Below are 26,288 nucleotides of genomic sequence, written 5' to 3'. Positions count from 1 at the left end.
TTGGTATTTTACTTATTACTGAAAAAAAGATTTATACTATATGAACGATCCCTTTAAGAAGTACGACAGTTTAAGTGACGTATTGAATGTGTATCTAAGCAAATGGAAGTGGTTCTTATTGTCTGCCATCATTGCTTTGGTTCTGGCCTATATAAATATCCGATATACCATTCCTGAGTATAAGATTAGTTCCCAAATACAGGTGGTTCAAGAGAAAAATGCCACTAGCGAACTGAGCGTTTTCAAGGATTTGGATATTTTATCCGGTAATTCCCGCGAAATTGAGGACGAAATCCAAATATTGGGATCGCGTTCCAACTATATAGAGGTTGTCAAGGAACTGGGTACCAATATAAAGATAGTTTCCTTGGGGAATATTATCAATTCCGAGGTCTATGGCAACGAGCCCTTTAATATCAATGTGATCGCTCCAGACTCAACCTTGAACAAGGCCAAATACAAGTTTTTTATTGAGCTGAATACGGCTACTACCTATTATTTTTCCGAGGATGAAAACGGGCCCAATAAAGTGTATTCCTACGGAGCCGGGATGCCTACTCCTTTGGGTGATATCTTAATCACCCCCAATGTAGATGATCCTGGTAGTTTGGAAGGTAAACGATATCAAGTACAAATCAATCCGGTTGATGAAGTCGCCATTGGTTATAAGGATGCCATTACCATTGCGGAAACCGGGGAATATTCTAACATTTTGGACATTTCCATGACCAGTTCCCTGCCAAACAAGGCCAGGGATATCATTGATACGTTGATCGAAATCTATAATAGAAATGCTGTGGAGGACAAGAAGCGGATTGCGGACAAGACCTCAGAATTCATTGACAATCGAATACAACTTATTTCAGGCACCCTAACAACTGTAGACCAAGATGCACAGGAAATGTTGACGCAAAAGGGGATGACCGGATCTGGTTTGGAAGTTGGTGCCGCCGTACAAGTGAGTGCCAGTAGTCGTCAAAATTTAGAAAATGCACGCGTGCAATTGGAAGTCGTAAGCGGTTTAAAAGATTATGTAAGCCAAGAGACCGGTTTTGAGGAAATGCCTGTAGTAGATGTGGGAAGTGGTGCTATAGCTCAGGCAACGACACAATATAATACCCTTGTAGCGGAAAGGAAGCGACTTTTGCAGAGTGCGGACGAACAAAACCCAATGATAGTCAATCTAGACCGTCAATTGAATGGTATAAAGTCTACCATGCAGTCTAGTTTGGACGCCCTTGAACGTAATGTAGGTATGAACGTAAGTACTTTACAAAGCCAATTGGGGAGAATTCAGGGCACAATCTATTCGGCACCTGAGAACCAACGTGAATTACGAAATATCACCCGAAAACAGGAAACCACGGAATCATTATATCTCTATTTATTACAGAAACGGGAAGAATCCCAAATCGCCTTTGCCTCCGCGGCTCCAAAGTCGAACATTGTGGATAGGGCCTATCTGGCCAGTCCAAATCCCGTAAAGCCAAAAAAAGCCATGACCTATTTGGCCGCCTTGATATTGGGGCTGTTGGTCCCATTTGGTGTTATTTATGGTAAGGATTTGTTGGATACCAAAATTCACAACAAGCATAACTTGGAAGATATTACCAAGGATGTTCCTGTACTAGGGGAGTTACCCAGTTTAGGAAAAAAAGACCAAAAGCTAATTATTAAGGATGACCGATCCGTTCTGGCCGAGGCCCTGCGCATATTGAGAACCAACTTGGATTACCTTATAAAATCCAAAACTGCGGTAGATCATAAAAAGAACAACAGGATTTTTATTAGCTCCAGTGTGCCTGGGGAGGGTAAAACTTTTATTTCTACGAATCTTGCGATGATATTGGCAAGTACGAATAAGAAAGTGTTATTAATTGGGGCTGATATTCGAAACCCAAAATTTTATTCCTTTTTCACGGGTGATTCCATCGATAAAATGAAAAGCGGTGCAGGCAAGAACAAGGATGCCGGTTTAACCGAATTTATTTTCAATGATAAAATTGAGATTAATGACATCATAAACCCTATGTTGGTACATCACAATACCATCGACGTAATTTATTCTGGAAAAATCCCTCCAAACCCTGCGGAATTATTAATGTCATCCAGAGTAGAAGAGCTCTTTGAAAAGGTTTCAGATATGTATGACTATGTTATTGTTGATACAGCTCCTTTGATGGTAGTTAGTGATACCCTATTGATTACGCCCTATTCGGATTTCCTCATTTACGTGACCCGTGCGGGTGTCACCGATAAACACGCAGTGGAGTTCCCATTACAATTAAAGGCCGAAGGCAAATTGAAAAATTTGTCCTTTGTAGTAAACGATGTTAGTCTGGACAACTTGGGTTATGGCGGAAAATATGGATATGGCTATAGCAAAACCACCAAAAAATGGTGGAAATTTTAAATAGGGGAATTTAGAGATAAATTTAGCTCCTGTAATAAAGGGTGTCCACACCCGTTATTTTGAAAAAAGCACCCAGTTTTTAGGGCAAGACCTAAAAAAACGGGGTGCTTTTTTTATTGAAACCTGGAATTTTTGAAACTCAAAATCTCGAAGGATTCTTCCTTTTCACCTAAAACTCCCTGAGTATAAATTATCTTCGAAAATTGTAGGTGGTCCTTTCGATAATAGGAAGTAATGAATCTATGACGGACTGCTTTAGCTCCATTTCCTTTAAGGCATTTAATTGTTTGCGGTTATGTATGTCCGTCGCAATAAAATCCAAAAGATTGTTGTTCAAAAGGGACATTGCCGTCTTTTGTACTTCTGTGCCATAATAGCCGGATACAGAAAGAATATTCAATTGCAGGAGCATACCCTTCTTTTTGAACTCTTCAAAGGACTTTAGCTTCCCGTGTAAAAAGTTATAGCGTTCTGGATGGGCCAAAATAGGGTAGAGGCTCTTTTCGGAGATTTTTTCCACCATATCGAATAAATTCAGGGAAGGTTGCAAATAGGACATTTCTATGAGGACATAGCTTTCTGCAAGTGGCATGATGCGGTTTTCTTCCAATTTCCCTTCAAAGCCTGCATCGATCATGTGTTCCGCGGCAGCTTCTAAACAAACATGGTTTAAATCGTTCATTTTTAAACCGTTCCGCAAAAGGGCCAGCGAATTGTTGATAGTATCCGGCGTATTGGGGTAGTAGTTTTCCATAATATGGGGCGTACAGATAAAATCTTTCACACCAAATTCTTTGAAACCGGTAATAAGGGCAAGTGAATCTTCCACCGTTTTTGCGCCGTCGTCAATGCCCGGCAGTATATGATTATGGATATCCACAAAACCATCCAAATGGTCAATTAAAAAGTGCTTTTTTGTAAAAAAACTAAACATCTAAGTAGTTAAGGAAATTTTTATTTCGGAAGTACCGATTTATTTTTTAAAAAATGGACGAAAAATTGTTTTATGGCTCGAAGATATTTCATTTACGACATTAAGAACAAGGAAATTGCCAGAATTTTAAGTTCGTTTACAAGACAATGGAGCTGCTTTCCCTCATCGGTTTTTTCACTGTATTTCCTGTATTTAAGGAAGGATTCAAAAAATTATAACCTCCCATATTTCAAAATCCATCCAAAATAGGGAAATGCTTTATATCTACATCCAACTGAATACGGTACATATAACTTTAATTACTTGTTATATTGTGATATTTTTTATTTTAAAATGGGAGCTGTAAATCCATTTAATCTTGTCAATCAAAAACAAGAATACGATAAATGTGAGCCAACCTTGGTAATTTTGGTATATTGAGAATAGCATAGAATCATGATCGACATCAAACTGAATATACGGGATAAATTCAACAAAAAACTACCGACCGACCCAAGGACCGATACGGCTCGGCGTCAGGTAATCGAAGCCTGTTTTTCCTTTGTAAGACCGAAGATACCCAGCAACCCTTCGTTGGTACACGTTAGTCCAGATGTGATCGAGGCTATAGGTTTGGATATCGCCTGCGCAACATCAGATGAATTTCTAAAAATATTTTCGGGAGCCGAGGTCCTTCCGAATACTAACCCCTATGCCATGTGCTATGGGGGCCATCAGTTTGGTAATTGGGCCGGACAGCTGGGCGATGGCAGGGCCATCAATCTCTTTGAAGTTGAACTCGCTAGAAAGACTTGGGCCCTACAACTTAAGGGAGCGGGAGAAACGCCCTATTCTAGATCGGCGGATGGATTGGCTGTTCTACGTTCCTCTATTAGGGAGTACCTTTGCAGCGAGGCCATGCATCATCTGGGGATTCCCACTACTAGGGCCTTGTCCCTCATGCTAAGTGGAGACAAGGTCCTGAGGGATATGCTCTACGATGGCAATCCCAAATACGAGAAAGGGGCCATAGTTTGTAGGGTTGCGGAATCGTTTATTCGGTTCGGGAATTTCGAAATTTTCACTTCCAGAGGTGACCATAAAACGCTCAAAAAACTGGTCGATTTTACTATTGAACATCATTTTCCACACTTGGGAACTCCTTCGAAGGTTACCTATCTCAAGTTCTTTCGAGAAGTAGCCCATCGAAGTCTTGCCATGGTGGTCCATTGGCAACGCGTGGGTTTTGTGCATGGGGTTATGAACACTGATAATATGTCCATCTTAGGTCTTACCATCGACTACGGACCCTACGGATGGTTGGAGGGGTACGACCAGGGTTGGACCCCCAATACCACGGACCGTACCCATAAGCGGTACCGCTTTGGAACACAGCCACAAATCGTATTATGGAACCTTTTGCAATTAGCGAATGCATTGTATCCCCTAATCGAGGAGGCAGAACCTTTAGAAGAAATTTTAATGGAGTATAAGAATGACTTCCCGAAAGCCTATCAAGACATGATGCGACAAAAACTGGGTCTGAAAACAGCATCGGAGGGGGATTCTGGCTTTATAGCCGATTTGGAAGCCGTTTTACAGGTTTCGGAAACCGATATGACCATTTTTTTTAGGCATTTGGCGAACTATAAAAAGGATGGAAGTATCCCCGGAATTGAAGTTATACAGGAAGCCTTTTATTCTCCCTATGAAATCCAGGGCAAGGTACAGAAACAATGGGAACAATGGTTCTTGAACTATAGCAACCGGCTGCAACAAGAAGCATTGACCGATGTACAAAGAAAGGGTGGAATGAACGAGGTGAATCCCAAATATGTGTTACGTAATTATATGGCCCAATTGGCCATTGATGCTGCGGACAAAGAGGATTATTCCTTAATAGATGAGCTTTTTCAGTTACTTAAAAGGCCTTATGATGAACAGCCCCAAATGGAAAAATGGTTCGCCAAAAGACCCGATTGGGCCCGACACAAGGTCGGTTGTTCCATGCTCTCGTGCAGTTCCTAAAATACAGGTAATGGATTTTAAAAAAATTCCAGAGGGGTATTCTGAAGGAATCTATAAAGTCAAAAAATATGGTATAACCAAGAAAACCTTCAATCATGGAAAATCCTTTAAATTATTTGCCGAGGAATTGGGAGGAAGCGATTTTATAAGTCTCAATAACTATAAGACAAAACAAAAGGAGTTGTTGAAACCTTGTGAAATGTCTGAAGCAAAGGTTGTGGATTTTATAAATAAGGTAAAGCTTTTGGAACCAAAGGGATAGGGAAGTGGTTACACGTTTTCAATTTGACCAAAAATTCAAAGAAGACTAAAATTTCCAGATGGGGCGTATCTTTGTGTAAATCTGTTTACAATAGCTATTAATAAGTCTATGAAGGAGTATAAAAAAGCATATATAGCGGGAGGATGTTTTTGGGGCATGGAAGACCTTTTTAGGAAGCGTCCCGGGGTGGTCGCTACAGAGGTGGGATATCAAGGTGGCCAGAACAAAAACCCAACCTATCATAACCATCCAGGCCATGCCGAAGGTATTGAGATTACATACGATCCAGAAAAAACTTCGTTTAAGGAGTTGTTGGATTTTTACTTTCGGATGCATGACCCCACCACGGTAAACCGACAAGGAAACGATAGCGGCTCCAGTTACAGGTCGGCCATATTCTATCAAAACGAGGAGGAAAGGGTAGAAGCGGAGGAAGTTATCCGTTTGGTGGACCAATCGGGGAAATGGCCATCCAAAGTGGTAACTACCTTGGAACCATGGACCACCTTTTGGCCTGCCGAAGACTATCATCAAGATTACCTAGTGAAAAACCCCAATGGGTATACCTGTCATTTTGTTAGGTTCGACGATAGCGAGTCGTTTTTGAGATAGCGACAATAGGGAATGGATTAAAGAAAAATCGGTTAAAAAGGTCCTTTTTTTAGTGTATTGGTTTAGTCATCGGAAATTCTAATTCTAGAATGTGGATAATTACGGGAAAGTGATTATTTTTACCTTCAAAGTATTCGACATCACCCAATTGTGAAATGTACCGGACCTAACTTTGTGCTGCTTACAGAATCAGGCTCCTATTTTGTGGAGTATCTTCTTGGCGAATTGGTACTTTCCCCATCCATATCGGAAGCATGGATTTTCAACGACCCTGAGATTGCCAGAAAATTTCAGAATAGGTTGTTCAACACGTTCAAACTGTATACCTCGGTCAATAGCTTTATTGATATCGAAAATTAGTACATGCCGGTTTTTGCCTCTATTTCCCGATACAGTAAGTAACTAACCCTTGTAGCATCGGGCTTTAGAAGGCAAAGGTGTACCCGAGGTGTACTTATATTTTAATGTTTTCCTGTAAATATTCGAAAATATTCCCGCGCAAAACTTTAACACTTTAAAGGTATGAAAATTGTGTGATTTTGAGCTAAAAATACCCCTTATTTGAAATTGTAAATTTTGAATTTGATGGATTGGTCAATGTTGGAAATTGTAAATTCAAATCAATTATTGCAGAATAATATCGCCATTAATGTTTAATTCTTCATGAATTATTTTGGCTTGCTTAAAAGTTATTTCGCTTTCGCCTTTCAAATACCCACTTATTTTAGATTCGCTCGTGTTTAAAAGAGCGGCCAAATCTTTTGTTTTCAGATTCATTTCCAGCATTCTCAATTCGATTACTTCTCGTAAACTTGGCATGCCGATAGGGTAGTGGACTTCTTCATATTGCTCAATCAGATTACTGACCTCTAAAAATTCTTTAGTTAATGGGTTTTCTGATGGAGTGCTATCATCTACAACTTTTATTAATTCCTCCAATCGAAGATTAGCTTTGACGTATTGTTTATGGGTTATAGATTTCATGTATCCTTGTATCTTGAAATTAGCTTTTGTTGAGAGACCTGATTTTATTTGCGATTCTATCGATTCCTTGCCGCTCTCCGGTTTCTATGTATCTGACCGCAATACCCCCACAACCGCTGCATTTACCTTTTAATGCGACATCATTTAAGTTATTGAGATAACTCTTATAGTGAACTAATCTTTTAGTGGGAATTTCACATTCACAAAATATATTACCTAAGTACAGTTCAAAATCTTCTTTAAAAGATTTCCCAAACATTAACTGCAATTGGAACGGCCCGATTTCAATTTCATCAGGATGGATAATATGTTCTGTTCGTTTTTGTGGCACTTTTCAAGTGTTTTCTCATTAAAGATACAACCTAAATCTATTTCTTGTTTTGGCTAAATAGGAATGGCTGTGAAGTTATAATTGAGCGCGGGCAAGATAACTGCATGGGGCGTTTTTTCACGCTCCATGCGGTTATGTACGGTGCCGAGGGTGTTGGAAAACCATAGGTTTTCCAACTGCTGCAGGAACATGGACTTATATGGTATAAATGCTTTTTTATTTCAGTAGTTTTATGTCAAGTTTTTTGCGCAAAAAACTTGACTCGTTGGCCTTTTAGATTTCTTGGAAGAAGGTATTAATGGGATACTTCAGATTAAAATAGTCATGCAATGCTATAGTCCCTGTAACTTGCGAGTGGTAAAGACACTCGCAAGTTACAGGGACTAATGAAACAATGCAACTAAAGTTATCAGCACTTATTAAAATATGTCCAGTTTTTTAATAAATAAACTGGACATTTTAAATACCTTTGTAGAAATAGTTTCCAATGAAAACCTCTGAATACATTGAAGATAAGATTAATAAGTTGCCCAAAGGATATGTGTTTACCTATATGGATTTTATGAACGAGGTGACTAGGAGGGAAGCCATCATTAAACATCTAAATAGAATGGCTGCTTCCGGTAAGATAAACAAGCTATCCAAAGGTAAATACTTCAAGCCGCAAGAAACCGTATTTGGTACTTTGTTGCCAGACCAACACCAAATTGTAAAAGACTTGTTGGAGGAAGATGGCAAACTTGTCGGATATATTACGGGGTATAGCGTTTATAATTCCCTAGGGCTTACCACACAAGTAAGTAATACGATACAGATTGGTAAACGGGAAATAAGGCCATCTTTTAAAAGAGGCCGTTTTAGAATCTCATTCATCAAACAAAAGAATACGATAAATAAAGAAAATATTCCGTTATTACGATTATTGGATGCCATGCGTTACGTAAAGAAAATACCGGATACCAATATTGATAAAAGTTGTATTCGATTTATGGCATTATTGCGCGAATTGAAAACTAGCGAACAGATAAAACTTATAAAATTGGCTTTTAAATATTCCCCCGCAACCAGAGCTTTATTGGGTGCATTGTTAAGAGAGATTGATTGCCAGGCAGAGATTGAAATAAGAGACCTTCAAGATAGTTTAAACCCAATAACGGTTTATAATTTTGATATTTCTGAAAAGGTGTTGTCAAATGCTAAATACTGGAATATAAAATGAAGTTGCACGAAAACGAAGAACTTTTCAGGCAAGCGGTACAAGCAACCGCACAACAGATGGGTATTTCAGATATCTACATCGAAAAGGACTATTGGGTATGCTATGCCTTAAAACTAATCTTTAATAGTGCTATTAAAGATGAAGTCATATTTAAGGGTGGCACGGCCTTGTCAAAGTGTTATAAGTTCATTGAACGTTTTTCCGAGGATATTGATTTAGTCGTAATACGAAGAGAAGAAGAAACAGGGAACCAACTAAAGACGAAGCTCAAAAAAATTACCAAGGAAATAACCTCACCATTCGTGGAAGTAGAAATGGAAGGGATTACCAACAAAATGGGAATGATTCGAAAGATAGCATATAACTACCCCAAAATTTTCAAAGGAAATTACGGGCAGATAAGGGATGCAATTATCATAGAAGCAACTTGGTTGGGCTATTTTGAACCACACACTAAACGAGTCCTGAATACCTATATCTATGATATGATGAATGCCAATAACCAAACGACATTGGCGGAAGAATACAACCTATTGCCCTTTGAAGCTCTTGTATTGGATTCTCGAAGAACGCTTTGTGAAAAGATAATGAGTTTGGTACGGTTTTCATATACTGAAAAACCAATTATCGACCTCAATGCTAAAATCAGGCATGTGTACGATATTTATCAACTACTTAAAGATGAAACGGTTCAAGCGTTTTTTACTTCAGATGCTTTTGATGCAATGCTCCTAAAAGTTGCCCATGATGACTTGCAAAGTTTTAAGAACAACAACGATTGGTTAAAGCACCACCCAAAAGAAGCGTTGATTTTTAAAGAACCTGAAGAAACGTGGAACCAACTTAAAGACACCTATCAGAATGATTTTAAGTTTTTGGTTTATGGAGAATTTCCAAATGAAAAGGAAGTTTTGTCCACAATTATTGAAGTGTCGCAGCGTTTGCAAAAAGTTGACTGGTCAATAGGGCTATGAAGAAAGACTAATACCTTTCAATAATTTATTGATTTGCTATTAAATGAAGGCAACAATATCTATTAATTGACAAATCACCTTTTTAGATTTAATAAGTAAGTATCAATTGTTGTCAATCGATGCTCGTAAATTAAACTAGTCTGCTCGCTTATCTTTTCGAAGGTCAGTAAAAATCAATTCTTTTATATCTTTCTTATTATAAATATGATTTCCGTTTGCCTTCAAATCTCTTAGAAAAAGGAAATCTTTGGTTTGTCCTATATAAATGAGAGAGTCGTTCGTTGATATAATTGTTTCCTGTAATAAGAGTTTAACGGATTTATTCGCATCGCCTGATAAGATTAAATCGGCCTTATCCATTTTAATGTCTATAATCATAGGACACATGGAAATCAGGAAGGCGTAAAGTAGTATGAGATTCTTCCAAGGTTCTTTTTCTTTTCTTAAGTTACCAAAAAAATAGAATGACATAATCGAGAATCCCCATATAAGGGAGGTAAGCACAACTACTCTTCCGCTAATATCTTTTGTGATTCCATAGTAAAGAAGCAAAATTATAGGCCCGAAAAAAAGAGAAAATATTAGTACTCCTTGGAATATGTCTTTCGCCCTGATTAAAAATCTCAAAACTTTATTTTTTATTTTCCAATCATTTTGGGTAGAAGGTGGCTTGGTTCGCCTCAATTTTTCCTTGGTTGGGTTCTTGTCCACAAAGTCTGTGGTAATAACGTAAAGTCCGCCAAAAAAAGCTGTAATTGCTATTAGAGCCACGATTATGCCCGAACCAATCGGTAAAAAAATAAAGAGATACTCCTGAAAATTTAAGTAGTTTTCTATTTCAATATCAAATTTTTGGTAATAGATTGATTTAACAAAATATCCAAGACAAACCAACGCAATATATCCCACGGGGATAAGATGAGTAGGAAACTGTATATTATTAAACTTATTGGTCATTGCAACACCGATTAATCATAATTCGTCATTACTTCCAAATTTAAGCAAAGGAATGAGTCCAATAGTTTTTAGTTGTAAGCACTTATTAACGAGGTATGTAGGCAGAATATCATCTTGTCATACTTTATTTTAGTTCCCAAATCTTACCCCAAAAACTTTGCGCGTGGATCCTGTCCGGTTTTTGTAGCGATTCCGGCAGATTAGCGTGAAGCAAAAACCGGATAGGGCGCACCCTACTTTTTGCTTTGGGGTTCTCGCCATTTTTGGTAGAGTTCGCTGGCCTCTGGGCTGGCCTCGAAGAATGCCCTGAAATGCCCAACCGCTTTTTCCTCTCCCTGACCAAAAGCTACTTGCCTTATTTCAGGGATTCGGGAGACTTTGTAAACGGAATACCCCAATACCAGAAAGATAATTACTAAGAGACCACAAAACAGCTTTGTTGCCCATTTCGGAAAAGTCATTGACTTTTTAATATAGTAGATTACGTTCCCCATTAGTTTGTGTTGGTCTTCGATTGCTTTCTTTTGATGGTCATTGTATTGTCTCAAAATAAAGTCAATATCAGAGGTGTCGGGCTTTATTTTATAGTTCATCAAAAAAGCTTGCAGTTCTTCCAGGCGACTGACCGAGTTTTCGAATTCCTTGATTTCTTCCGTTAATAATTCTGCTATTTCGTCTAGTTTTGCCATGATATCATATTTCCATTCCTAATCCAATTGTTTTCTTAACAGTCATTTTAATTGCCTTTTTTGCAATATTCGCTGCCAAGGTGGGCGTTAACCCTACAGTTTTTCCTAGCATTGATAGTGCGTTTTCTTTGGCTATTTTTTGGGCAACATTTCTATCAAAACCAATCCGTTCGGCGATTCGCCCCATTGACATTGAACGATGTACTTCACTTCCTTTAAGGTTTTGGCCGTTGTATTCAAAACGGAAACCCCGCAACTGATTCGATTTATTGATGCTTGGAATGACTTCTACATTCCTTTGTTTCATATACTTGATGTATTGGTCAAAATCTTTGGGTTTCATTTCTGCAATAACCTTTTCATGGACATGTTTTATTTCCTGGCGTACATTTTTAATTTCGTTCAGTTTTTCTTGTTGCACTTCTCTTACCGTTGTCAATCCCATTTGTTGAGCTACTTTTTCTGCCGCCTGTTGGCTGCGTTTTCCGATATAGTTGTCTTTGTATGCCTTGCCGTCAAAACCGATTCGGTTTACATATAAATGGATATGTAAGTGACTTTTATCTTGATGTACAAAAGCGATGGCTTGTCGTTCTTGTAGCTTCATTTCTTTGATGAATCTTTCTGTAATTTCCTTCAGTTCTTTTTCTTTTAATTTTTGCCCATCTTCTATTGTGGGACTTAGGACGAAACTCAACGTATTCTTTTTACATCGATGGTTTTGCGATTGAATGATTTTGAATTCCTGTGTAATTTCTTTGGGATTGTCGCCTGCTAAATGTTCGCGATAAACTACCTTGGCATCTTTCTCCTCGTTCCACCCATAACCCATAGAAGCTCCTGTGTGCGATATGGATTTTCCCATGCCTATCATTTCTTGAAATTGTAAAGATGTTTACGTATTTCATTGGCCAGTTGTACCACTTCATCAGCCAATTTTGGATTTCGTTTTCGGTACATATTCCCTATACGCTTAAAATTGATTTGATACTGGACCAACAGTTTGTAAACATCGATTTGTTCATTGGAAAACCGTTCGACAATTCTATGGTCAAAGGCGGCACGGCGACAATATTCACTTATGGTAAGTCCGCTCTTTTTGGCCTTGATTTTGAGCAGTTTCTTCTCATAAATGGAACATCGAAATTGTACAAACTCCTTTTTCACTTTATGTTTTTTTATTCTTTTTCAATCGAATTAGTCTTTGCCAATTCATATATCAAAAACTCATTTAACAATTCCCATTCTTTTGCGACCAACGGGAGCAAAAGCAAGATTTGTCATGACAATGACACATCTTGAATTCTTACTCAGACGCATTTTTACAGCTACCTTCCGTATCCTCCATTTGTCCCTATCCACATCTCATTAATATCTTTGTAGTCTTTATATAAATAAGATTTATCGATGCATCCTTTATGGTTTTGCATCAACCAATTTGTCGCTTCTTTTCCTGCTTTATCATTGTCGAGATACAGTTTCACATCCTTGAACATTTCTATGTGTTTCATGGCCTTTTTAAGAAAGGAGAGCGAGTTTAAAATGAGAAAGGACATTTTATCGTGACAGAAATTGGTGACCGTTAAAAAATCGAACATTCCTTCCGTCACCACTAACTGCATACATCCGTTTGAAAAATAGGTAATGTCCTTTGGGGAGGAAGAACTCTTGTAGTACATGTTTCGAAGTTCCCAGCCACCGGAATCGTTCTGTAGTCCGATACCGAAATAGTGGTTTCCTTTTCGGGAGTAATGGACTTCCTTGCAATATTTTTTTGCGGTTTCTAGGGTTATGTTTCGTTTATTCAAGTAAACTTTCAGTCCGTAGTGCCAAATAGGATTGGCACTTTTGATAATCAATTTATCGTTGGATGGTGGAATAAACGGTTGCGGGTGAAAAGAAAGAGAGGGCGGTACGTCCGACAAGAAGTCGAGCGCGTCTCGAAGGCGGCAGTCGTAAAACCGGACAACCAGATCGAGAACATTTCCCCCAAAACCCGCCCCGTGGTCGAACCATAGGTTCTTGATTTTAGACACCTTGAAAGAGGCATGGGTTTCCGGCCGAAACGGACTTAGGAACCAAGCTTCTTTCTCCGTCTCCCTTTTCGGAAAGTGTCCGGCCTTTGCCATCGTTTTTACGATGCAAACGGCACGGACTTTTTCCCAACTTATTTGTTCCCTTTTCATCTACGTTTGTTTTTGAAGGTGTAGTTCAGGGCTTCCGTTTCGATTTCGGACCTTGACTTTCGGCCGTTTTGTAAAAGCCATGTATTGAGTTTGGCCTTTTCAAAGAATATCAGTTTACCGTTGGGTTTGGAGTGCGGGATATTTCCAGATGCTGTCAATTTGTACAGATAGCTTCTCGATATTCCGGTATAGTCACAGGTTTCCTCAAAGGTGAGTACTTCCTTATGAGCTGTTAAAAGCCGTTCTAAACGATCAAGTCGTTCAAGGATTAAAAAATTGTCCATTGGTTTCCTTTTTAGGGTTACGAAATGAACAAAAGCGCTTTTGTTTTCTTTTAAAGAATTCTTGGGATAAAGGTAAAATAAAGGAAAGGGGAAAGTTGGTTTTTTGATTTTAGTTATTCACAAAAATCTGATATACAATAAGTTACATTAAATGAATTCAAATGAAACCATATATAATGTCGTATTTTAGAATTGGTTTCAAATGGCTTCAAATGGTATCATTTGACTTTTGCTAAAAATGGAAGAATTTTGAGTTATCAACAATTTAAGAAAGCTGAATATGAAAATTCTGGTTTAAAAAGGGTCGAAAATATTGTTTTGGAGCAGGCCATTACATAATTGTTATTTGAAGAATGTTTACATTTTTTTGATGAATGCTGTCATATTATATTAAAGATTTGCTTCTTGGGACCAAAGAAATAAAGAAATTTTATTTCTAGTCAATATCAATTACTATATCGACTTAATAGCAGGAGTGAAAATCTATGAATAGAACTTCACGAAATGAGCAAAGCTCATTGCTGTGAAGTTAGCTCTAGATTAATTTTATTCCTTGATATATGTTACTATAAAGGGATTTGTTATTTTTAATAAAGAAGTATATAATTAATGTGAGTTATGCTACAAGCATTAATTATAGGATATTTTAAATTATTGAACATTCTATGATACGTCATAATCTTAAACTTATAATCAGGAATTTGTGGGCAAATAAAATATATACTTCTATTATTCTATTGAGCCTAGTAGTGGCTTTTGTATGTTGCAATATCCTCATATCATTTCTTGTTTATGAAACAAATACGGATAAATTTCATTCCAAGCAAGATAGGATATTCCAAGTATTCAGTAATGATCCATTTGGCGAAAGTGGCCGCATTCCTTATATACCCAAGTTTCTTTATGGCTATTTAACCAACAATTATCCAGAAATTGCCGATGTAAGTCAGATTGGAAATTTAGATAAAGCTTCAATTGAGGTTGAAAAAACCATTTTTAATGATTTAAATATTTTGTTGGCCGATGAGTCATTCTTTTCAGTTTTTGATTTCCCTATTGGTCAAGGAAATAAGAGTGGGGGATTGTCACCTGGTAATATTGTACTCACACAAGAAAAGGCTGCTATTTTATTTGGGGATTCGGAAGCGGTCGGCAAGTCTGTTTCTTTAATTACTCCCGATACTATCCAGCAAATGACCGTTTCGGCTATTGCAAAAAAGTCGAACTCAAATAGTCATTTATCTTTTGATGCCTTAGTGCATCATTCCAATTTTGAAAATAGATGGAATGGCGGACCCAGCTATGCTTTAATGACGAGCAATAGTTCTACGGAAGCCTTGCAAAGCAAGATCAAGGCAGATAATATACGACCAGGATTACTTGGCCCTGGCAAAATGGACTACTTCTTTGAGCCCTTAAGTAATTCTTATTTCACCGCTGAAAATAAAATGAAATACATGAAAACAAGAAACCCTACCTTTTTGAAGGTCGGGTATATAGTTTGCGGCTTGATTCTCTTTATTGCAAGCTTTAATTTCATAAATCTATTCTTGCTTTTTTGGCAGGATAGAAGAAAGGAAATGGGTATTAAAAAAACTCTTGGAATTACTCAAAAAGGATTGTTCTACTTCTCAATAGCAGAAGCGGGATTTTACATTATTACTAGTTTTTTATTATCGCTTATTATAACACTTCTAACAATTCCTGTATTCAATTCTGTTTTTGAGGCGAACCTATCACCAGAGTATTTGTTGAATATAGAGGTTGCTTCATATATAGGTTTAGTCATTCTTTTCTCGGCCGCCTTGGTAGTAACATTTTCCGTATCCAAACAATGGAGGATGAAACCTGTCAATTTAATGAAAAACGAATCCTCCAAGGTTACCTTTAGTGGATTTCTCTTCACTTTCCAGTTCATTATTTCAATTACACTAACAATATGCTCCATCTCGATTATTGAACAAATGAACTATATTGAGAATGCTCCGCTCGGTTTCAACCGAAATATTATTCAACTTGATACCCCCGACCCGAAATACTCGAAAGTTCTTCCTGTCCTCAAACAGAAAATTGCTCAGTTGCCAAATGTTAAAGGTGTAACCGTTAGTGGTGGAAACCCGATATCCGGAAATCGAATGGTGCGATATGAACTTGAAAATGAAAAGTATTATACACCCTTTTTATTTGGGGGTGATAAAGATTTCATTGAAACGCTTAATTTAAATTTAATCGAAGGTAGTTTGCCTTCGGCGGTACGTAACGGTAAACTTGTCAATCAAAAACTGATCCGTCAGTTTGACCTAAGTAATCCAATTGGAAAAAAAGTGCCCGGTACTGAGGATTTAATTGTTGGTGTTGTGGAAGATTTTACATGTGGTTCTTTTAAAGAGGAGATTCCGCCAGTTATAATAGCTTACTATGAGGATGGACCTTTATTACTCATTGATTACCAAGGCACTAACTTAGGATTACTTCTTCCGGAAATTGAAACAAAATGGAAAGAACTATTTCCAGATTATTTCTTTTCTTACAAAATTCTTGAAGAAGAACTCATGAAGAAGTATAAAGAGGACACATTTTTCTATAATATCATTGTGACTTTTGCAATTATAAGTATGATATTGGCAAGTTTCGGCTTGTTTGCTTTGTCATGGGCAGTTACTCAAAGTAGATCTAAAGAAATGGGAATTCGAAAAGTACTAGGAGCCTCGACAAGAGATATTGTGAATTTGTTGACTTACGCGTTTAGCAAACGTATACTCCTAGCTTTCATAATAGCAATCCCCATGGGTTATTATTTGATGAATCAATGGCTTACACGTTTCGCAAACAGGATTGATCTCAGCATATGGATTTTTATTCTATCGGGCCTTATTGTAATTTTAATTTCTGTGTTGACTTTAAGTATGCAAACAATAAAAGCGACCAGAAAAAATCCAATCGAGGAAATAAGCACTGAGTAGAAATTGTTGTATCAACTAAAGGGCTTCGATTTTTTATTTTGTAACAATTCACGGTAAACAGTGCATTTTCCTCACGAATCCAAATAAAACGGCCATCTTGCAAGACTTATAGAAGTAGTATAACACATATTTATCTCATTTTCCTCTTTTTTAATAGTCTAACAAAGTAACCTTTTATAAAATTCCATTAGACCCAAATTGGCTGGCTGCTTTAAACTGCAATGTTCATCTCCAATTCTGGGATCATGTTTGCCGCCGCTTTCATTTTTTCATCTATTATTTTAGTATAGATTTCCGTAGTGCGAATTTCACGGTGCCCAAGTCGTTTTGAAACGGTATAAATATCCGCTCCGTTTTCCAGCAGTAAAACGGCGTTGGTATGTCTAGCACTATGGAAAGTGATATGTTTGGTTATACCTGCCCGCATGCACCAAGAAAGGATTTGGGCATTAAAATGCGCACCATATTTAAGGCCTTTAAATACCTTGTCGCTTGGGTTTTTTCGATAACCAAGCAATTTTCTTGCCTGTCCTGAAATATAGAGGTATTCCAATCCATCGGTTTTCTTCTGCCGGAAGATGACCCGTGCACCCTGATCTTCATCCCTGACCTCTGACCATTTCATTTTATCAATGTCGCTCCATCGTAGTCCAGTTAAGCAACTAAAAATAAAGGCATTCTTTAAAACAGGATATTTGCAATGAGCATGGGACAACGCCTGTAATTCGGAATGGGTAAGATATTCCCGTACCGATTCAGCTTGCTCAAAACTTTTTACCGATTTAACAACATCGTGCTGGATAAAACTTTCGTTATAGGCCTCACGAAGTGCAGCCCTGAATTTATTGAAATAGGTGTATTTTGAATTCTGGGATAGGGGAGTGCCTCCTTTCGTCTTGGCTTTGGTATCCAAATATTTCTTGAAGTCTTTCACAAAATCGGAATCTATATCTTTTAATTGTACATGCTCTGGGCAGTATCTTTCGATATGTTTTAGGGCTGCATCCCAATTGCCATAATTGGCATTGCTTTCGTAGCGTTCTTCTTTCATCTGGCGAAAGAAATCCAAAAAAGTGATTTGCCCTTTCTTTTCATTCCTCATGTTATACTTGCCCATAATGAAATCCGACTGACGAATGGTAAGAATACTTTCGGCCAATTTCAACGCTTCTTTGTTCTTTCGTTGTTGCTCCGCATTTTGAGGTTTATCATAGACGTATAGTTTCAGATATTCAAAACTCCTAACATGCTTTTTCGTGCCATTTTTGTCCTTTCGACTTCCACCATAGAATTCGAGGTACAAACTGGACTTTCCACTTTTAAGTTTTTTCCGCTTTAGACTTATAATCATAACCTTAATTTTTAAATGAGTACACCTCGAAAAAAAATTCAATGATAATAACTGCGGTACCTGAGGTGAAATTGGTACACCTTTGGTACACCTTTTTGTTAAAATTGGGTTCGAGGTGTACCAGAGGTGTACTAAAAGTATGAAAATGGGTGGAAAAAGGAAAATAAACGAGGATAAAACTTTTTTTTAACTATCTGATTTGCAATCAAATGAAGCCAAATGAGACCAAATAAAACCAGCGGTTATTTCCCGATGCAGAAATTGGCAAATATATTTCCCAAAAGCTCATCATTGGTGACCTCTCCCGTTATTTCCCCTAGGTGATAAAGGGTTTCCTTAACATCTATGGCCATAAGGTCACTGGTAAGTTCTTCACTTAGGCCCATCTGAACTTTTTCAATGGATTCCAACGCCCTTAGGAGGGAGTCGTAATGACGGCTATTCGTGATGATAGTCTCATTGTTTCGCAAGGCACCCGTATTTACAAATTGTAGTAAATGGTTTTGTAGATCTTCTACACCGTTTCCGGTTTTTGCCGAAATGAAGTGAGCTTCTCCCAAGTTTGACTGAATATTAGTCTTGGCCTCTCCAGAAAGAATATCGGATTTATTTATCAACAACAAAAAGGGTTTTCCAGGATTCTTGTCCCTTATTTTTTCTGCCTCCGCTTTTATTTGTCGGAGTTTATCGCCTGTGGAATTTACATGATTTAAAGTGCCGCCATCAACTAAAAGAATAACTACTTGAGCCTGAGCTATTTTTTCAAATGTTTTTTTGATACCGATACTTTCCACGATATCATCGGTTTCACGAATCCCGGCAGTATCGATAAACCGAAAGCCAATTCCTCCAATGGAAATTTCATCTTCAATGCTGTCCCTAGTAGTTCCTGCAATGTCCGAAACGATTGCACGTTCTTCGTTCAACAGGGCATTCAGTAAAGTGGACTTTCCAACATTGGGCTCGCCCACAATGGCCACTGGGATACCATTTTTTATAACATTCCCCACAGCGAAGGAATTCACCAGCCTCTTCAATACTTCTTGAATTCGACTGACCAAGGATTTAAATTGCGTGCGATCAGCGAATTCTACGTCCTCTTCGGCAAAGTCCAGTTCCAGTTCTATCAAGGAGGCAAAGTTCAACAGTTGTTCCCTTAACTTCTGGATTTCATTACTGAACCCGCCCCGCATTTGTTGCATGGCAATTTGATGATTGGCCTCATTGTCCGATGCTATTAGGTCGGCAACGGCCTCCGCCTGACTCAAATCCATTTTGCCGTTAAGAAAGGCCTGCAATGTAAATTCACCGGCTTGGGCCATGCGGCAACCATTCCTTAAAAAAAGCTGGATGATTTCCTGCTGGATATAGGGCGAACCATGGCAGGATATTTCCGCAACGTTTTCACCGGTGTATGAGTGCGGACATTTGAAGACGGTAACGAGGACTTCATCCAGAATCTTGTTACCATCCACTATGTGTCCCAAGTGAACAGTATGTGTTTTTTGTGTCTCGAGATTTTTTCCACTAACGGATTTAAATAGCTTGGAGGTAATGGTAATCGCTTCTTTTCCTGAAACTCTAATAACGGCAATGGCACCCGCTCCTGAGGCGGTAGCCAAGGCTACTATGGTCTCATTTCTCTTCATATCGCAAAAATAATCAATTAAAAAGTAGCTGTTCGGCAATTTTTTAATGACGGGTTTTATTAGTACATTCAAACAAATGCATAAAAGAACACAACTATGAAAATCGGTTTTACATTCATTCTAGTATTATTTACGTCGATATCTTCCTTATACGCACAAGAAGAAACTTTACCTTCCGAAACCGCTTTGGAAAAGCAACAAAGAAAGGAGCTGAAGGAGGTTAGGAAAGAGGTCAATAAAAGGGAAAAAAAGGAGAAAAAGGAAGCACGTATTGAAAAGGAGGCCAAAGAGGCCGAAAAATTAATGAAAGAAATAACATCCAAGGAAAAGGATATCTCCAAAATTGAAAAGCAGCTTATCTCCGTTCAGGAAAAATTGGAAAAGGACACTCAAAAAGGGAAGCTTTCCCCAAATGATATTGAAAAAATGAATAAGAAAATTGAGACCTTGAATGAGAAACTCATGAAGAAATCCAAAAAATTGGAAAAGCTAAAAAGGAAAAAATAGGTAGGTACATTTTTGTAACAAATCCACTTTATTGCCGTCATATAGGTAGTTATTCATCTTAAAATCAATCAAAAATGGAAGCAGTAAATCAAAGTATAGTATTTAGGGAGGATAGGAACCTGTTGGTAATCGCACATCTTAGTCAGTATCTGGATTACATCACTGGATTTGGCGGACTCATAGTTCCTTTGATATTATGGTTAAGTACAAAGGATTCCGTACTTGGAATGAATGAACATGGTAAGGCTATTATCAACCTCCAACTTAGTTTGATATTGTACGTAATTATTGGAATACCCACAATTTTACTTTTGGGCGCTGGAATCCTACTCTTGGTCTTTGCTGGAATTTTATCCTTTGTTATGCCCATAGTGAATGCGGTCAAGGCCGCGAATGGGGAATCGCCCAGTTACTTTGGAACCATTCGGTTTATATCGTAAGAGGATTAAAATAAAAAAAAGGGGAGCCAATTTGGGTCCCCTTTTTAATTTTATGTGTGTCGAGTTAATTGTTCAGCATGACGGGCATTACCAACATGGTCACATTTTCACCTTCGTCCAAACCGTCTATGGGCGTTAGAATCCCTGCACGATTAGGCAAGCTCATTTCAAGTGAAACTTCATCGGACCCTAGATTGTTCAACATTTCAACAAGAAATCTTGAGTTGAAACCTATTTGCATGTCGTCACCCTGATAGGAACAAGTTAGACGTTCTTCGGCTTTATTGGAATAATCCAGGTCCTCAGCTGATATGTTCAGTTCTGCACCTGCGATCTTTAGTCTAATTTGATGCGTTGTTTTATTGGAGAATATGGAGACCCGCTTGACCGAGCTTAGAAACTGGTTTCTCGCAATGGTCAATTTGTTTGGGTTTTCCTTTGGTATTACCGCCTCATAGTTTGGATATTTTCCATCGATCAAACGACAAATCAGCTCGGTATCGTCAAAGGTGAACTTTGCATTGCTTTCGTTGTATTCGATCAATACGTCCGACTCGCTACCTGCCAAAATTCCCTTTAAAAGTGTCAAGGGTTTTTTGGGCATGATGAACTCCGCTACTTGTGAAGCTGAGACGTCTTCCCTTTGGTATTTTACCAATTTGTGTGCATCAGTGGCAACAAATGTTAGGTTCTCCGGAGAAAATTGAAAGAAAACACCGCTCATTACCGGACGTAAATCGTCATTACCGGCAGCGAAAATCGTTTTATTAATGGCTGTTGCCAAGATGTCGCCCAACAGAGTTGTTGAACTGGGACTTGAAAGTTCCACAGCCTTTGGAAATTCGGCGCCATCGGCATAGGCCAAAGCATATTTACCATGGTTGGAACTAATTTCTACGGTGTTATTATCGGCTACAATAAATGTCAGTGGTTGTTCCGGAAAAGTCTTCAAGGTTTCTAAAAGCAATCTAGCGGGAACCGCAATCGTTCCTTCATTATCGGAATCCACATTCAATACGGAGCTCATAGTGGTCTCCAGATCAGAGGCCGACACCGTAAGTTTATCCTTGCTCAAATCAAAGAGGAAGTTGTCCAAAATAGGTAGGGTATTGCTATTGTTTATAACACCACCCAATATTTGCAGTTGTTTTAATAAATACGTACTGGAGACAATAAATTTCATTGGTCGTTCTATGTTTTATTTCAATACCAAAAGCCTTATTTGCCTAAAGGGAAATGCCTATGGGCTGCCGCTTTTGCTATCAAACAAAGATATTTTAAATGCTTATTTATAGGAAACAAACTTATCAACAGTAAGACAGGGTTACAAGTGACGTTATTTTCCCATTCTATAAGGGTTGATTTGGTGTTTTGGGCAAAAATGGAGACGGAGTTATTAACTATATCTGGAAATAATACTCATAATAACATCGACATGGAAGGAAAAAGACTTTGTTAACGGAATTTTTAAGGTCTAATTTTTACAAAAAATCGACCATTACGGTATCCCTGTAATCCAGCCCCAACAGTGTGGATGCTCCGCCAACCGTTTTGAGGTTGCTTTTGAATATGGCAAGTTCTATATAATCAGATGAATTGAAAAGCGCCAACAGGTCACCGTCTCCTTTCCGTCTACTTTTTTCAATGGAGAAATCAATGATGTCATTATAGGCCTTATGTATTTTTTTGATTTTATGGTTCCTCACCGAAAGTTCAAAATCACGACCTTTTCTATAGGACTCAAAAAGATTTTTTTGAATATTGGTAACTACATTTCCATAATTGTCAATATAGATGACACTCCCAATAATTTTTTTACCATCGTCTGCGATCCTTGGCATAAATTCACGTAAATCCTTGAGTTCGTTGAAAGGCTTGCCAACGACCTCCAAAGTACCGCCACGGGCTATATGGCATGCTACTTGAACAAATACACTTAATACCGGAAAGGAACCGTGAAAGGGATTGGGAATTTTGATCTCAACGATTTTATCCGGCTTGATTTCTGAAGTAATAAGTCCTATCACCCCGGTGTTGGCACTAACGAAGTAGTGACCATTGATCAAAACCGCTATATGCTGGTTTTCCTGGGTGGCCTCTGAGTCTACGCCCACAATATGAATGGAACCTTTTGGAAAGCTATTGTAGGAGTTTTTGAGAATGTATGCACATTCCTGAATGTTGAAGGGGGTAATGCCATGGGAAATATCAACAATTTTGGCATCGGGCAACTCGCTATAAATAGAACCTTTTAGCACCCCAACAAAGTGGTCTTTCAGTCCAAAATCAGTAGTAAGGGTGATAATTGCCATGCAGCAATGTTGATATGTTTTTGGTTAGTCAAACTTAATTTTTACTTAAATTTGATATACAAAATTAAACAAAAAAACAGCCAGGCGAAATTAAACTTGGTCCAATTAAAATCTTCAAAATCCCACTGTTTGAACGAAATCATATTAGAACTCACCGAGGTAAGTCCAAGAGAGTTTTTTGGACAACAAAATGAAAATATAGAACTTTTAAAGAAGTATTTTCCTAAAATAAAAATTGTAGCCAGGGGCAATAAAATAAAGGCCTATGGGGAAGAGGACCAACTGGAGGAATTTGACAAACGCTTTGATATGCTTACGGAGCATTTCATAAAGTACAACAAGTTGGACGAAAATAGCATCGAAAGGGTGCTTACCAGCACGGATTCCAAAGACTATCACGGCCCGGAAAATAGTGGGGAAACCTTGGTGCACGGGGTAAGTGGCAGGTTGATAAAGGCACAGACGGTCAATCAGCGGAGGTTGGTGGATGCGGCCAGAAAGAACGATATGGTGTTCGCCATTGGTCCTGCTGGAACTGGGAAGACATATACCGGAGTAGCACTTGCGGTGAAGGCATTGAAGGAAAAACAGGTACGCCGAATCATCTTAACGAGGCCTGCGGTCGAAGCTGGTGAAAACCTTGGTTTTTTACCGGGGGACTTAAAAGAAAAACTAGATCCTTATATGCAGCCCTTATACGACGCACTTAGGGATATGATTCCAGCCGAAAAGTTGGCACATTATATCGAAAACGGGACCATACAGATTGCCCCCATGGCCTTCATGCGCGGTAGGACTTTGGACGACGCTTTTGTTATTCTGGATGAGGCCCAAAATACCACCCATGCCCAAATGAAAATGTTCCTGACACGTATGGGCAGAAACGCGAAGTTTTTATTAACCGGAGATCCTGGTCAAATAGATTTGCCCAGAAGAACAATTTCTGGGTTAAAAGAGGCTCTACTGATCTTACAAAATGTAGAAGGAATAGAAATTATTTATTTGGACGATAAGGACGTGATTCGCCACAAACTGGTGAAGAAAGTCATAGAAGCCTATAAAACCATAGAACACCAAAACTAAAGGACATGGCCAACACCATTTTTGATACCAATTTCAAATTTCCCGGGCAAAAAAGCGTGTATAAAGGAAAGGTTAGGGAGGTATATGCCCTTGAAGATGACCGACTCATTATGATTGCCACCGATCGGCTTTCCGCCTTTGATGTAGTAATGCCCAAAGGGATTCCATACAAAGGTCAGATTCTGAACCAGATAGCTACCAAAATGATGGCATCCACATCCGATATTGTTCCAAATTGGTTGACCGCGACACCAGATCCAAATGTAGCAATTGGCCATTCCTGCGAACCTTTCAAGGTAGAGATGGTCATTAGAGGCTATATGTCTGGTCACGCGGCCAGGGAATACAAGGCAGGAAAAAGAATACTCTGCGGAGTTCCTATGCCAGAAGGTCTAAAAGAAAACGATAAATTTCCAAAGCCCATTATTACTCCGGCCACCAAGGCCGAAATGGGGGATCATGACGAAGATATTTCAAAGGAGGATATTCTGAAGAGAGGCATAGTATCCAAAACTGATTACGAGATACTGGAAAAATATACCGAAGCTCTTTTTCAAAGAGGAACGGAAATCGCAGCCGAAAGAGGTCTAATTTTGGTAGATACCAAATACGAATTTGGGAAAACTAAGGACGGTAAAATAGTACTCATCGATGAGATACATACCCCGGACTCTTCCCGATACTTTTACGCAAATGGTTATCAGGAAAGACAGGATAGAAATGAGCCCCAAAAACAGTTGTCCAAGGAGTTTGTAAGGCAATGGCTTATTTCCCATGGTTTCCAAGGTCTAGAAGGTCAAAAAGTCCCTGAAATGTCAGATGAGTATATATCATCCGTTTCTGAAAGGTATATTGAGCTTTATGAAAATATCACGGGTGAACCCTTTCAAAAGGCGGACACTTCAAACATCCACGAACGGATAGAAAGGAACATTTTGGATTATTTAGGAACCTGATTATTTCAAATTTTTAAGGGTTAGTTCTTTTTTCTCCTTGAGTTTTGACAAAATTTTTAGGAAGGCGATTGCCGTAATGTAGGCATCCCCCAAAGCCGTGTGTCTATCCTTTTTGGAAATCGAAAATTTTTCGGCCAATTCATCCAGGGAATAGTGGTCTTTGGGCTGGACAAGATAGGATTTGATGAGCGTCTTTTTAAACAAAACCCCTGTATCCAAACAAATGTTTTTTAGTTTGGGCAATCCCAGTCTTTTGAGCGCACTATTGATCATGCCAATGTCAAAACCCGCATGATGGGCCACTATAATATGGTTTTTCACATATTTTAGGAACCTAGGTATTGCTTCCTCCTCTAAAATGCAATCTTGATTGCTATTCCTTAATATGCCATGAATGGGCACACTTTCCTTCTTAAAGGCTTCTTGAGTTATATAAATTTCCAGCATATCATCCACTTGGATACGATCGCTCTTTAATTTTAGGGCACCAATGGAAAGGATACGATCGTTTGTTTTATCGAAACCAGTAGTCTCCGTATCCAGAACCACAAAAGTGAGTTGGTCAAATTCCGTGGGCAATGATGGTCTAAATAGTGCGACATATTCTTTCCAATATTCTGGATATTTTGCGGAACGATTAAAGATACCCATCAGCCTAAAATATTAGAAACCTTAAACCGAATGGAAATCAGGTCCTGAATTTCCTTAATGGCCTTAAAGGTTCTTTTTAATTTAATTTTTTCTTCCTTGGTCAAGGATTCCAACTCGATGTAACGTCCGGAATCGTGGTGTAGCAAACCTTGTTTCGTTCTAAATTTAAGCAAGGCCTTGGTGGCGTACGAACAGGCCAAATACAATTCTTGGTTGTTTGGTTCCAATTCGGCCAATTTCTCATAACGCTCCCAGGTATTGCTTATTCCCTTTATGGAGTGTGAAAGTATGAGTACCCGGGCGGCATCTATAAGGGGTCTCAATGCCCTGTTTTTTAAGTCGAAAAAATCCTTGTGCTGTCCATCCTGTTCCACTAAAAACGACCGAAAGAAACCGGAAGGGGAAGGACTTTGCAAGGCCCCGTTCGCGATATGGACCAAGAAAATCGGGTATTTTTTTTACGCTGGAGAAAATAAAATCAGATATTTCGTTCATCAAATCCCTGTGGCCATACGCCATACTAT

26 protein-coding genes are annotated in these 26,288 nt (G+C 38.5%); 12 read left to right on the top strand and 14 right to left on the bottom strand.

All coding sequences use genetic code 11. The features are described 5' to 3' along the window. Positions 1-40: 40 nt before the first annotated feature. Positions 41-2,413 carry a GumC family protein gene (locus DZC72_RS14145; protein WP_125223551.1) on the top strand — a complete coding sequence of 791 codons (2,373 nt, stop codon included), beginning with the start codon at positions 41-43 and terminating at the stop codon, positions 2,411-2,413. A gap of 190 nt (positions 2,414-2,603) precedes the next feature. Here DZC72_RS14145 and DZC72_RS14140 read toward each other — a convergent pair whose 3' ends face one another. Continuing rightward, the gene (locus DZC72_RS14140; RefSeq protein WP_125223550.1) at positions 2,604-3,347 is read right to left on the bottom strand and encodes a tyrosine-protein phosphatase; all 744 of its coding nucleotides are present in this window, start codon (positions 3,345-3,347) and stop codon (positions 2,604-2,606) included. A 444-nt stretch (positions 3,348-3,791) separates the two neighbouring features. Here DZC72_RS14140 and DZC72_RS14135 point away from each other — a divergent pair, with 444 nt between their 5' ends. From DZC72_RS14135 to DZC72_RS14120, 4 genes are all read left to right on the top strand, one after another. Beyond that, entirely contained in the window at positions 3,792-5,354 is a 1,563-nt protein-coding gene (locus DZC72_RS14135) for a protein adenylyltransferase SelO (protein WP_125223739.1), read from the top strand. Between the two features lie 10 nt (positions 5,355-5,364). Then, entirely contained in the window at positions 5,365-5,616 is a 252-nt protein-coding gene (locus DZC72_RS14130) for a peptide methionine sulfoxide reductase (protein ID WP_125223549.1), read from the top strand. 108 nt (positions 5,617-5,724) lie between these two features. Next, positions 5,725-6,228 carry a peptide-methionine (S)-S-oxide reductase MsrA gene (gene msrA, locus DZC72_RS14125; protein WP_125223548.1) on the top strand — a complete coding sequence of 168 codons (504 nt, stop codon included), beginning with the start codon at positions 5,725-5,727 and terminating at the stop codon, positions 6,226-6,228. A 150-nt stretch (positions 6,229-6,378) separates the two neighbouring features. Further along, positions 6,379-6,588 (top strand): hypothetical protein, encoded by a 210-nt coding sequence (locus DZC72_RS14120; RefSeq protein ID WP_243641750.1) that lies wholly within the window; start codon positions 6,379-6,381, stop codon positions 6,586-6,588. A 264-nt stretch (positions 6,589-6,852) separates the two neighbouring features. Here DZC72_RS14120 and DZC72_RS14115 read toward each other — a convergent pair whose 3' ends face one another. Beyond that, positions 6,853-7,212 (bottom strand): helix-turn-helix domain-containing protein, encoded by a 360-nt coding sequence (locus DZC72_RS14115; RefSeq protein WP_125223546.1) that lies wholly within the window; start codon positions 7,210-7,212, stop codon positions 6,853-6,855. 818 nt (positions 7,213-8,030) lie between these two features. On the opposite strand from DZC72_RS14115, the gene DZC72_RS14110 reads away from it, so the two are divergent. Beyond that, the gene (locus DZC72_RS14110; protein ID WP_125223545.1) at positions 8,031-8,762 is read left to right on the top strand and encodes a DUF6088 family protein; all 732 of its coding nucleotides are present in this window, start codon (positions 8,031-8,033) and stop codon (positions 8,760-8,762) included. After that, positions 8,759-9,736, top strand: a complete 978-nt coding sequence (locus DZC72_RS14105; protein WP_125223544.1) for a nucleotidyl transferase AbiEii/AbiGii toxin family protein — start codon at positions 8,759-8,761, stop codon at positions 9,734-9,736. Before DZC72_RS14110 ends, DZC72_RS14105 begins: the two co-directional genes overlap by 4 nt. 135 nt (positions 9,737-9,871) lie before the next feature. Here the strand turns inward: DZC72_RS14105 and DZC72_RS14100 are convergent, their stop codons facing one another. The 6 genes from DZC72_RS14100 to DZC72_RS14075 form a co-directional block, all read right to left on the bottom strand. Beyond that, positions 9,872-10,693: a hypothetical protein gene (locus DZC72_RS14100; RefSeq protein ID WP_125223543.1), complete on the bottom strand. Its 822-nt coding sequence runs from the start codon at positions 10,691-10,693 to the stop codon at positions 9,872-9,874. Between the two features lie 233 nt (positions 10,694-10,926). Further along, the gene (locus tag DZC72_RS14095) at positions 10,927-11,382 is read right to left on the bottom strand and encodes a DUF6730 family protein (protein WP_125223542.1); all 456 of its coding nucleotides are present in this window, start codon (positions 11,380-11,382) and stop codon (positions 10,927-10,929) included. A 4-nt stretch (positions 11,383-11,386) separates the two neighbouring features. Continuing rightward, positions 11,387-12,247, bottom strand: a complete 861-nt coding sequence (locus DZC72_RS14090; protein WP_317127159.1) for a relaxase/mobilization nuclease domain-containing protein — start codon at positions 12,245-12,247, stop codon at positions 11,387-11,389. Between the two features lie 5 nt (positions 12,248-12,252). Continuing rightward, entirely contained in the window at positions 12,253-12,549 is a 297-nt protein-coding gene (gene mbpA / locus DZC72_RS14085; RefSeq protein ID WP_125223540.1) for a mobilization protein MbpA, read from the bottom strand. A 161-nt stretch (positions 12,550-12,710) separates the two neighbouring features. Continuing rightward, entirely contained in the window at positions 12,711-13,568 is an 858-nt protein-coding gene (locus DZC72_RS14080) for a toprim domain-containing protein (protein ID WP_125223539.1), read from the bottom strand. Then, entirely contained in the window at positions 13,565-13,852 is a 288-nt protein-coding gene (locus DZC72_RS14075; protein WP_125223538.1) for a helix-turn-helix transcriptional regulator, read from the bottom strand. Before DZC72_RS14075 ends, DZC72_RS14080 begins: the two co-directional genes overlap by 4 nt. Positions 13,853-14,589: 737 nt before the next feature. Between DZC72_RS14075 and DZC72_RS14070 the strand changes: the two genes are divergently transcribed. Then, positions 14,590-16,815, top strand: a complete 2,226-nt coding sequence (locus DZC72_RS14070) for an FtsX-like permease family protein (RefSeq protein WP_165869329.1) — start codon at positions 14,590-14,592, stop codon at positions 16,813-16,815. A gap of 211 nt (positions 16,816-17,026) precedes the next feature. Here the strand turns inward: DZC72_RS14070 and DZC72_RS14065 are convergent, their stop codons facing one another. Continuing rightward, positions 17,027-18,166 carry a site-specific integrase gene (locus DZC72_RS14065; RefSeq protein WP_125223536.1) on the bottom strand — a complete coding sequence of 380 codons (1,140 nt, stop codon included), beginning with the start codon at positions 18,164-18,166 and terminating at the stop codon, positions 17,027-17,029. Between the two features lie 242 nt (positions 18,167-18,408). Beyond that, on the bottom strand, positions 18,409-19,815 hold the full coding sequence (gene mnmE / locus DZC72_RS14060; RefSeq protein ID WP_125223535.1) for a tRNA uridine-5-carboxymethylaminomethyl(34) synthesis GTPase MnmE: 1,407 nt from the start codon (positions 19,813-19,815) through the stop codon (positions 18,409-18,411). A 96-nt stretch (positions 19,816-19,911) separates the two neighbouring features. Here mnmE and DZC72_RS14055 point away from each other — a divergent pair, with 96 nt between their 5' ends. Together DZC72_RS14055 and DZC72_RS14050 are read left to right on the top strand one after the other, a co-directional pair. Then, positions 19,912-20,322: a hypothetical protein gene (locus tag DZC72_RS14055; protein ID WP_125223534.1), complete on the top strand. Its 411-nt coding sequence runs from the start codon at positions 19,912-19,914 to the stop codon at positions 20,320-20,322. 74 nt (positions 20,323-20,396) lie between these two features. Beyond that, positions 20,397-20,762 (top strand): DUF4870 domain-containing protein, encoded by a 366-nt coding sequence (locus DZC72_RS14050; RefSeq protein WP_125223533.1) that lies wholly within the window; start codon positions 20,397-20,399, stop codon positions 20,760-20,762. A 64-nt stretch (positions 20,763-20,826) separates the two neighbouring features. On the opposite strand, the gene dnaN is transcribed toward DZC72_RS14050, so the two are convergent. After that, a complete protein-coding gene (gene dnaN, locus DZC72_RS14045; RefSeq protein ID WP_125223532.1) occupies positions 20,827-21,945 on the bottom strand; it encodes a DNA polymerase III subunit beta in 1,119 nt (372 codons plus the stop codon). A 298-nt stretch (positions 21,946-22,243) separates the two neighbouring features. Continuing rightward, positions 22,244-23,074, bottom strand: a complete 831-nt coding sequence (locus tag DZC72_RS14040; protein ID WP_125223531.1) for an SAM hydrolase/SAM-dependent halogenase family protein — start codon at positions 23,072-23,074, stop codon at positions 22,244-22,246. A gap of 129 nt (positions 23,075-23,203) precedes the next feature. On the opposite strand from DZC72_RS14040, the gene DZC72_RS14035 reads away from it, so the two are divergent. Beyond that, positions 23,204-24,157, top strand: a complete 954-nt coding sequence (locus DZC72_RS14035; protein ID WP_099547317.1) for a PhoH family protein — start codon at positions 23,204-23,206, stop codon at positions 24,155-24,157. A 5-nt stretch (positions 24,158-24,162) separates the two neighbouring features. After that, entirely contained in the window at positions 24,163-25,113 is a 951-nt protein-coding gene (locus tag DZC72_RS14030) for a phosphoribosylaminoimidazolesuccinocarboxamide synthase (protein WP_125223530.1), read from the top strand. Here the strand turns inward: DZC72_RS14030 and DZC72_RS14025 are convergent, their stop codons facing one another. Together DZC72_RS14025 and DZC72_RS18075 are read right to left on the bottom strand one after the other, a co-directional pair. Next, a complete protein-coding gene (locus tag DZC72_RS14025; protein ID WP_125223529.1) occupies positions 25,114-25,764 on the bottom strand; it encodes a 3'-5' exonuclease in 651 nt (216 codons plus the stop codon). It abuts the gene before it with no gap. Then, positions 25,764-26,180 carry a putative nucleotidyltransferase substrate binding domain-containing protein gene (locus tag DZC72_RS18075; protein WP_317127158.1) on the bottom strand — a complete coding sequence of 139 codons (417 nt, stop codon included), beginning with the start codon at positions 26,178-26,180 and terminating at the stop codon, positions 25,764-25,766. Before DZC72_RS18075 ends, DZC72_RS14025 begins: the two co-directional genes overlap by 1 nt. Positions 26,181-26,288: the final 108 nt, after the last annotated feature.

It is taken from the genome of Maribacter algicola (assembly GCF_003933245.1).
GTDB lineage: Bacteria > Bacteroidota > Bacteroidia > Flavobacteriales > Flavobacteriaceae > Maribacter > Maribacter algicola.
Note: the sequence above shows the minus strand (reverse complement) of the source record. Positions and strands in the feature narration are given on the sequence as shown.

Excerpts from the sequence above, each read along its gene's own strand:
- DZC72_RS14030 (WP_125223530.1), top strand. The coding sequence starts at position 24,163 with ATGGCCAACACCATTTTTGATACCAATTTCAAATTTCCCGGGCAAAAA.
- DZC72_RS14075 (WP_125223538.1), bottom strand. The coding sequence starts at position 13,852 with ATGGACAATTTTTTAATCCTTGAACGACTTGATCGTTTAGAACGGCTT.
- DZC72_RS14090 (WP_317127159.1), bottom strand. The coding sequence starts at position 12,247 with ATGGGAAAATCCATATCGCACACAGGAGCTTCTATGGGTTATGGGTGG.
- DZC72_RS14100 (WP_125223543.1), bottom strand. The coding sequence starts at position 10,693 with ATGACCAATAAGTTTAATAATATACAGTTTCCTACTCATCTTATCCCC.
- dnaN (WP_125223532.1), bottom strand. The coding sequence starts at position 21,945 with ATGAAATTTATTGTCTCCAGTACGTATTTATTAAAACAACTGCAAATA.
- DZC72_RS14065 (WP_125223536.1), bottom strand. The coding sequence starts at position 18,166 with ATGATTATAAGTCTAAAGCGGAAAAAACTTAAAAGTGGAAAGTCCAGT.
- DZC72_RS14115 (WP_125223546.1), bottom strand. The coding sequence starts at position 7,212 with ATGAAATCTATAACCCATAAACAATACGTCAAAGCTAATCTTCGATTG.
- msrA (WP_125223548.1), top strand. The coding sequence starts at position 5,725 with ATGAAGGAGTATAAAAAAGCATATATAGCGGGAGGATGTTTTTGGGGC.
- DZC72_RS14140 (WP_125223550.1), bottom strand. The coding sequence starts at position 3,347 with ATGTTTAGTTTTTTTACAAAAAAGCACTTTTTAATTGACCATTTGGAT.
- DZC72_RS14055 (WP_125223534.1), top strand. The coding sequence starts at position 19,912 with ATGAAAATCGGTTTTACATTCATTCTAGTATTATTTACGTCGATATCT.
- DZC72_RS14130 (WP_125223549.1), top strand. The coding sequence starts at position 5,365 with ATGGATTTTAAAAAAATTCCAGAGGGGTATTCTGAAGGAATCTATAAA.
- DZC72_RS14095 (WP_125223542.1), bottom strand. The coding sequence starts at position 11,382 with ATGGCAAAACTAGACGAAATAGCAGAATTATTAACGGAAGAAATCAAG.
- DZC72_RS14105 (WP_125223544.1), top strand. The coding sequence starts at position 8,759 with ATGAAGTTGCACGAAAACGAAGAACTTTTCAGGCAAGCGGTACAAGCA.
- DZC72_RS14050 (WP_125223533.1), top strand. The coding sequence starts at position 20,397 with ATGGAAGCAGTAAATCAAAGTATAGTATTTAGGGAGGATAGGAACCTG.
- DZC72_RS14025 (WP_125223529.1), bottom strand. The coding sequence starts at position 25,764 with ATGGGTATCTTTAATCGTTCCGCAAAATATCCAGAATATTGGAAAGAA.
- mnmE (WP_125223535.1), bottom strand. The coding sequence starts at position 19,815 with ATGAAGAGAAATGAGACCATAGTAGCCTTGGCTACCGCCTCAGGAGCG.
- DZC72_RS14145 (WP_125223551.1), top strand. The coding sequence starts at position 41 with ATGAACGATCCCTTTAAGAAGTACGACAGTTTAAGTGACGTATTGAAT.
- DZC72_RS14110 (WP_125223545.1), top strand. The coding sequence starts at position 8,031 with ATGAAAACCTCTGAATACATTGAAGATAAGATTAATAAGTTGCCCAAA.
- DZC72_RS14080 (WP_125223539.1), bottom strand. The coding sequence starts at position 13,568 with ATGAAAAGGGAACAAATAAGTTGGGAAAAAGTCCGTGCCGTTTGCATC.
- DZC72_RS14040 (WP_125223531.1), bottom strand. The coding sequence starts at position 23,074 with ATGGCAATTATCACCCTTACTACTGATTTTGGACTGAAAGACCACTTT.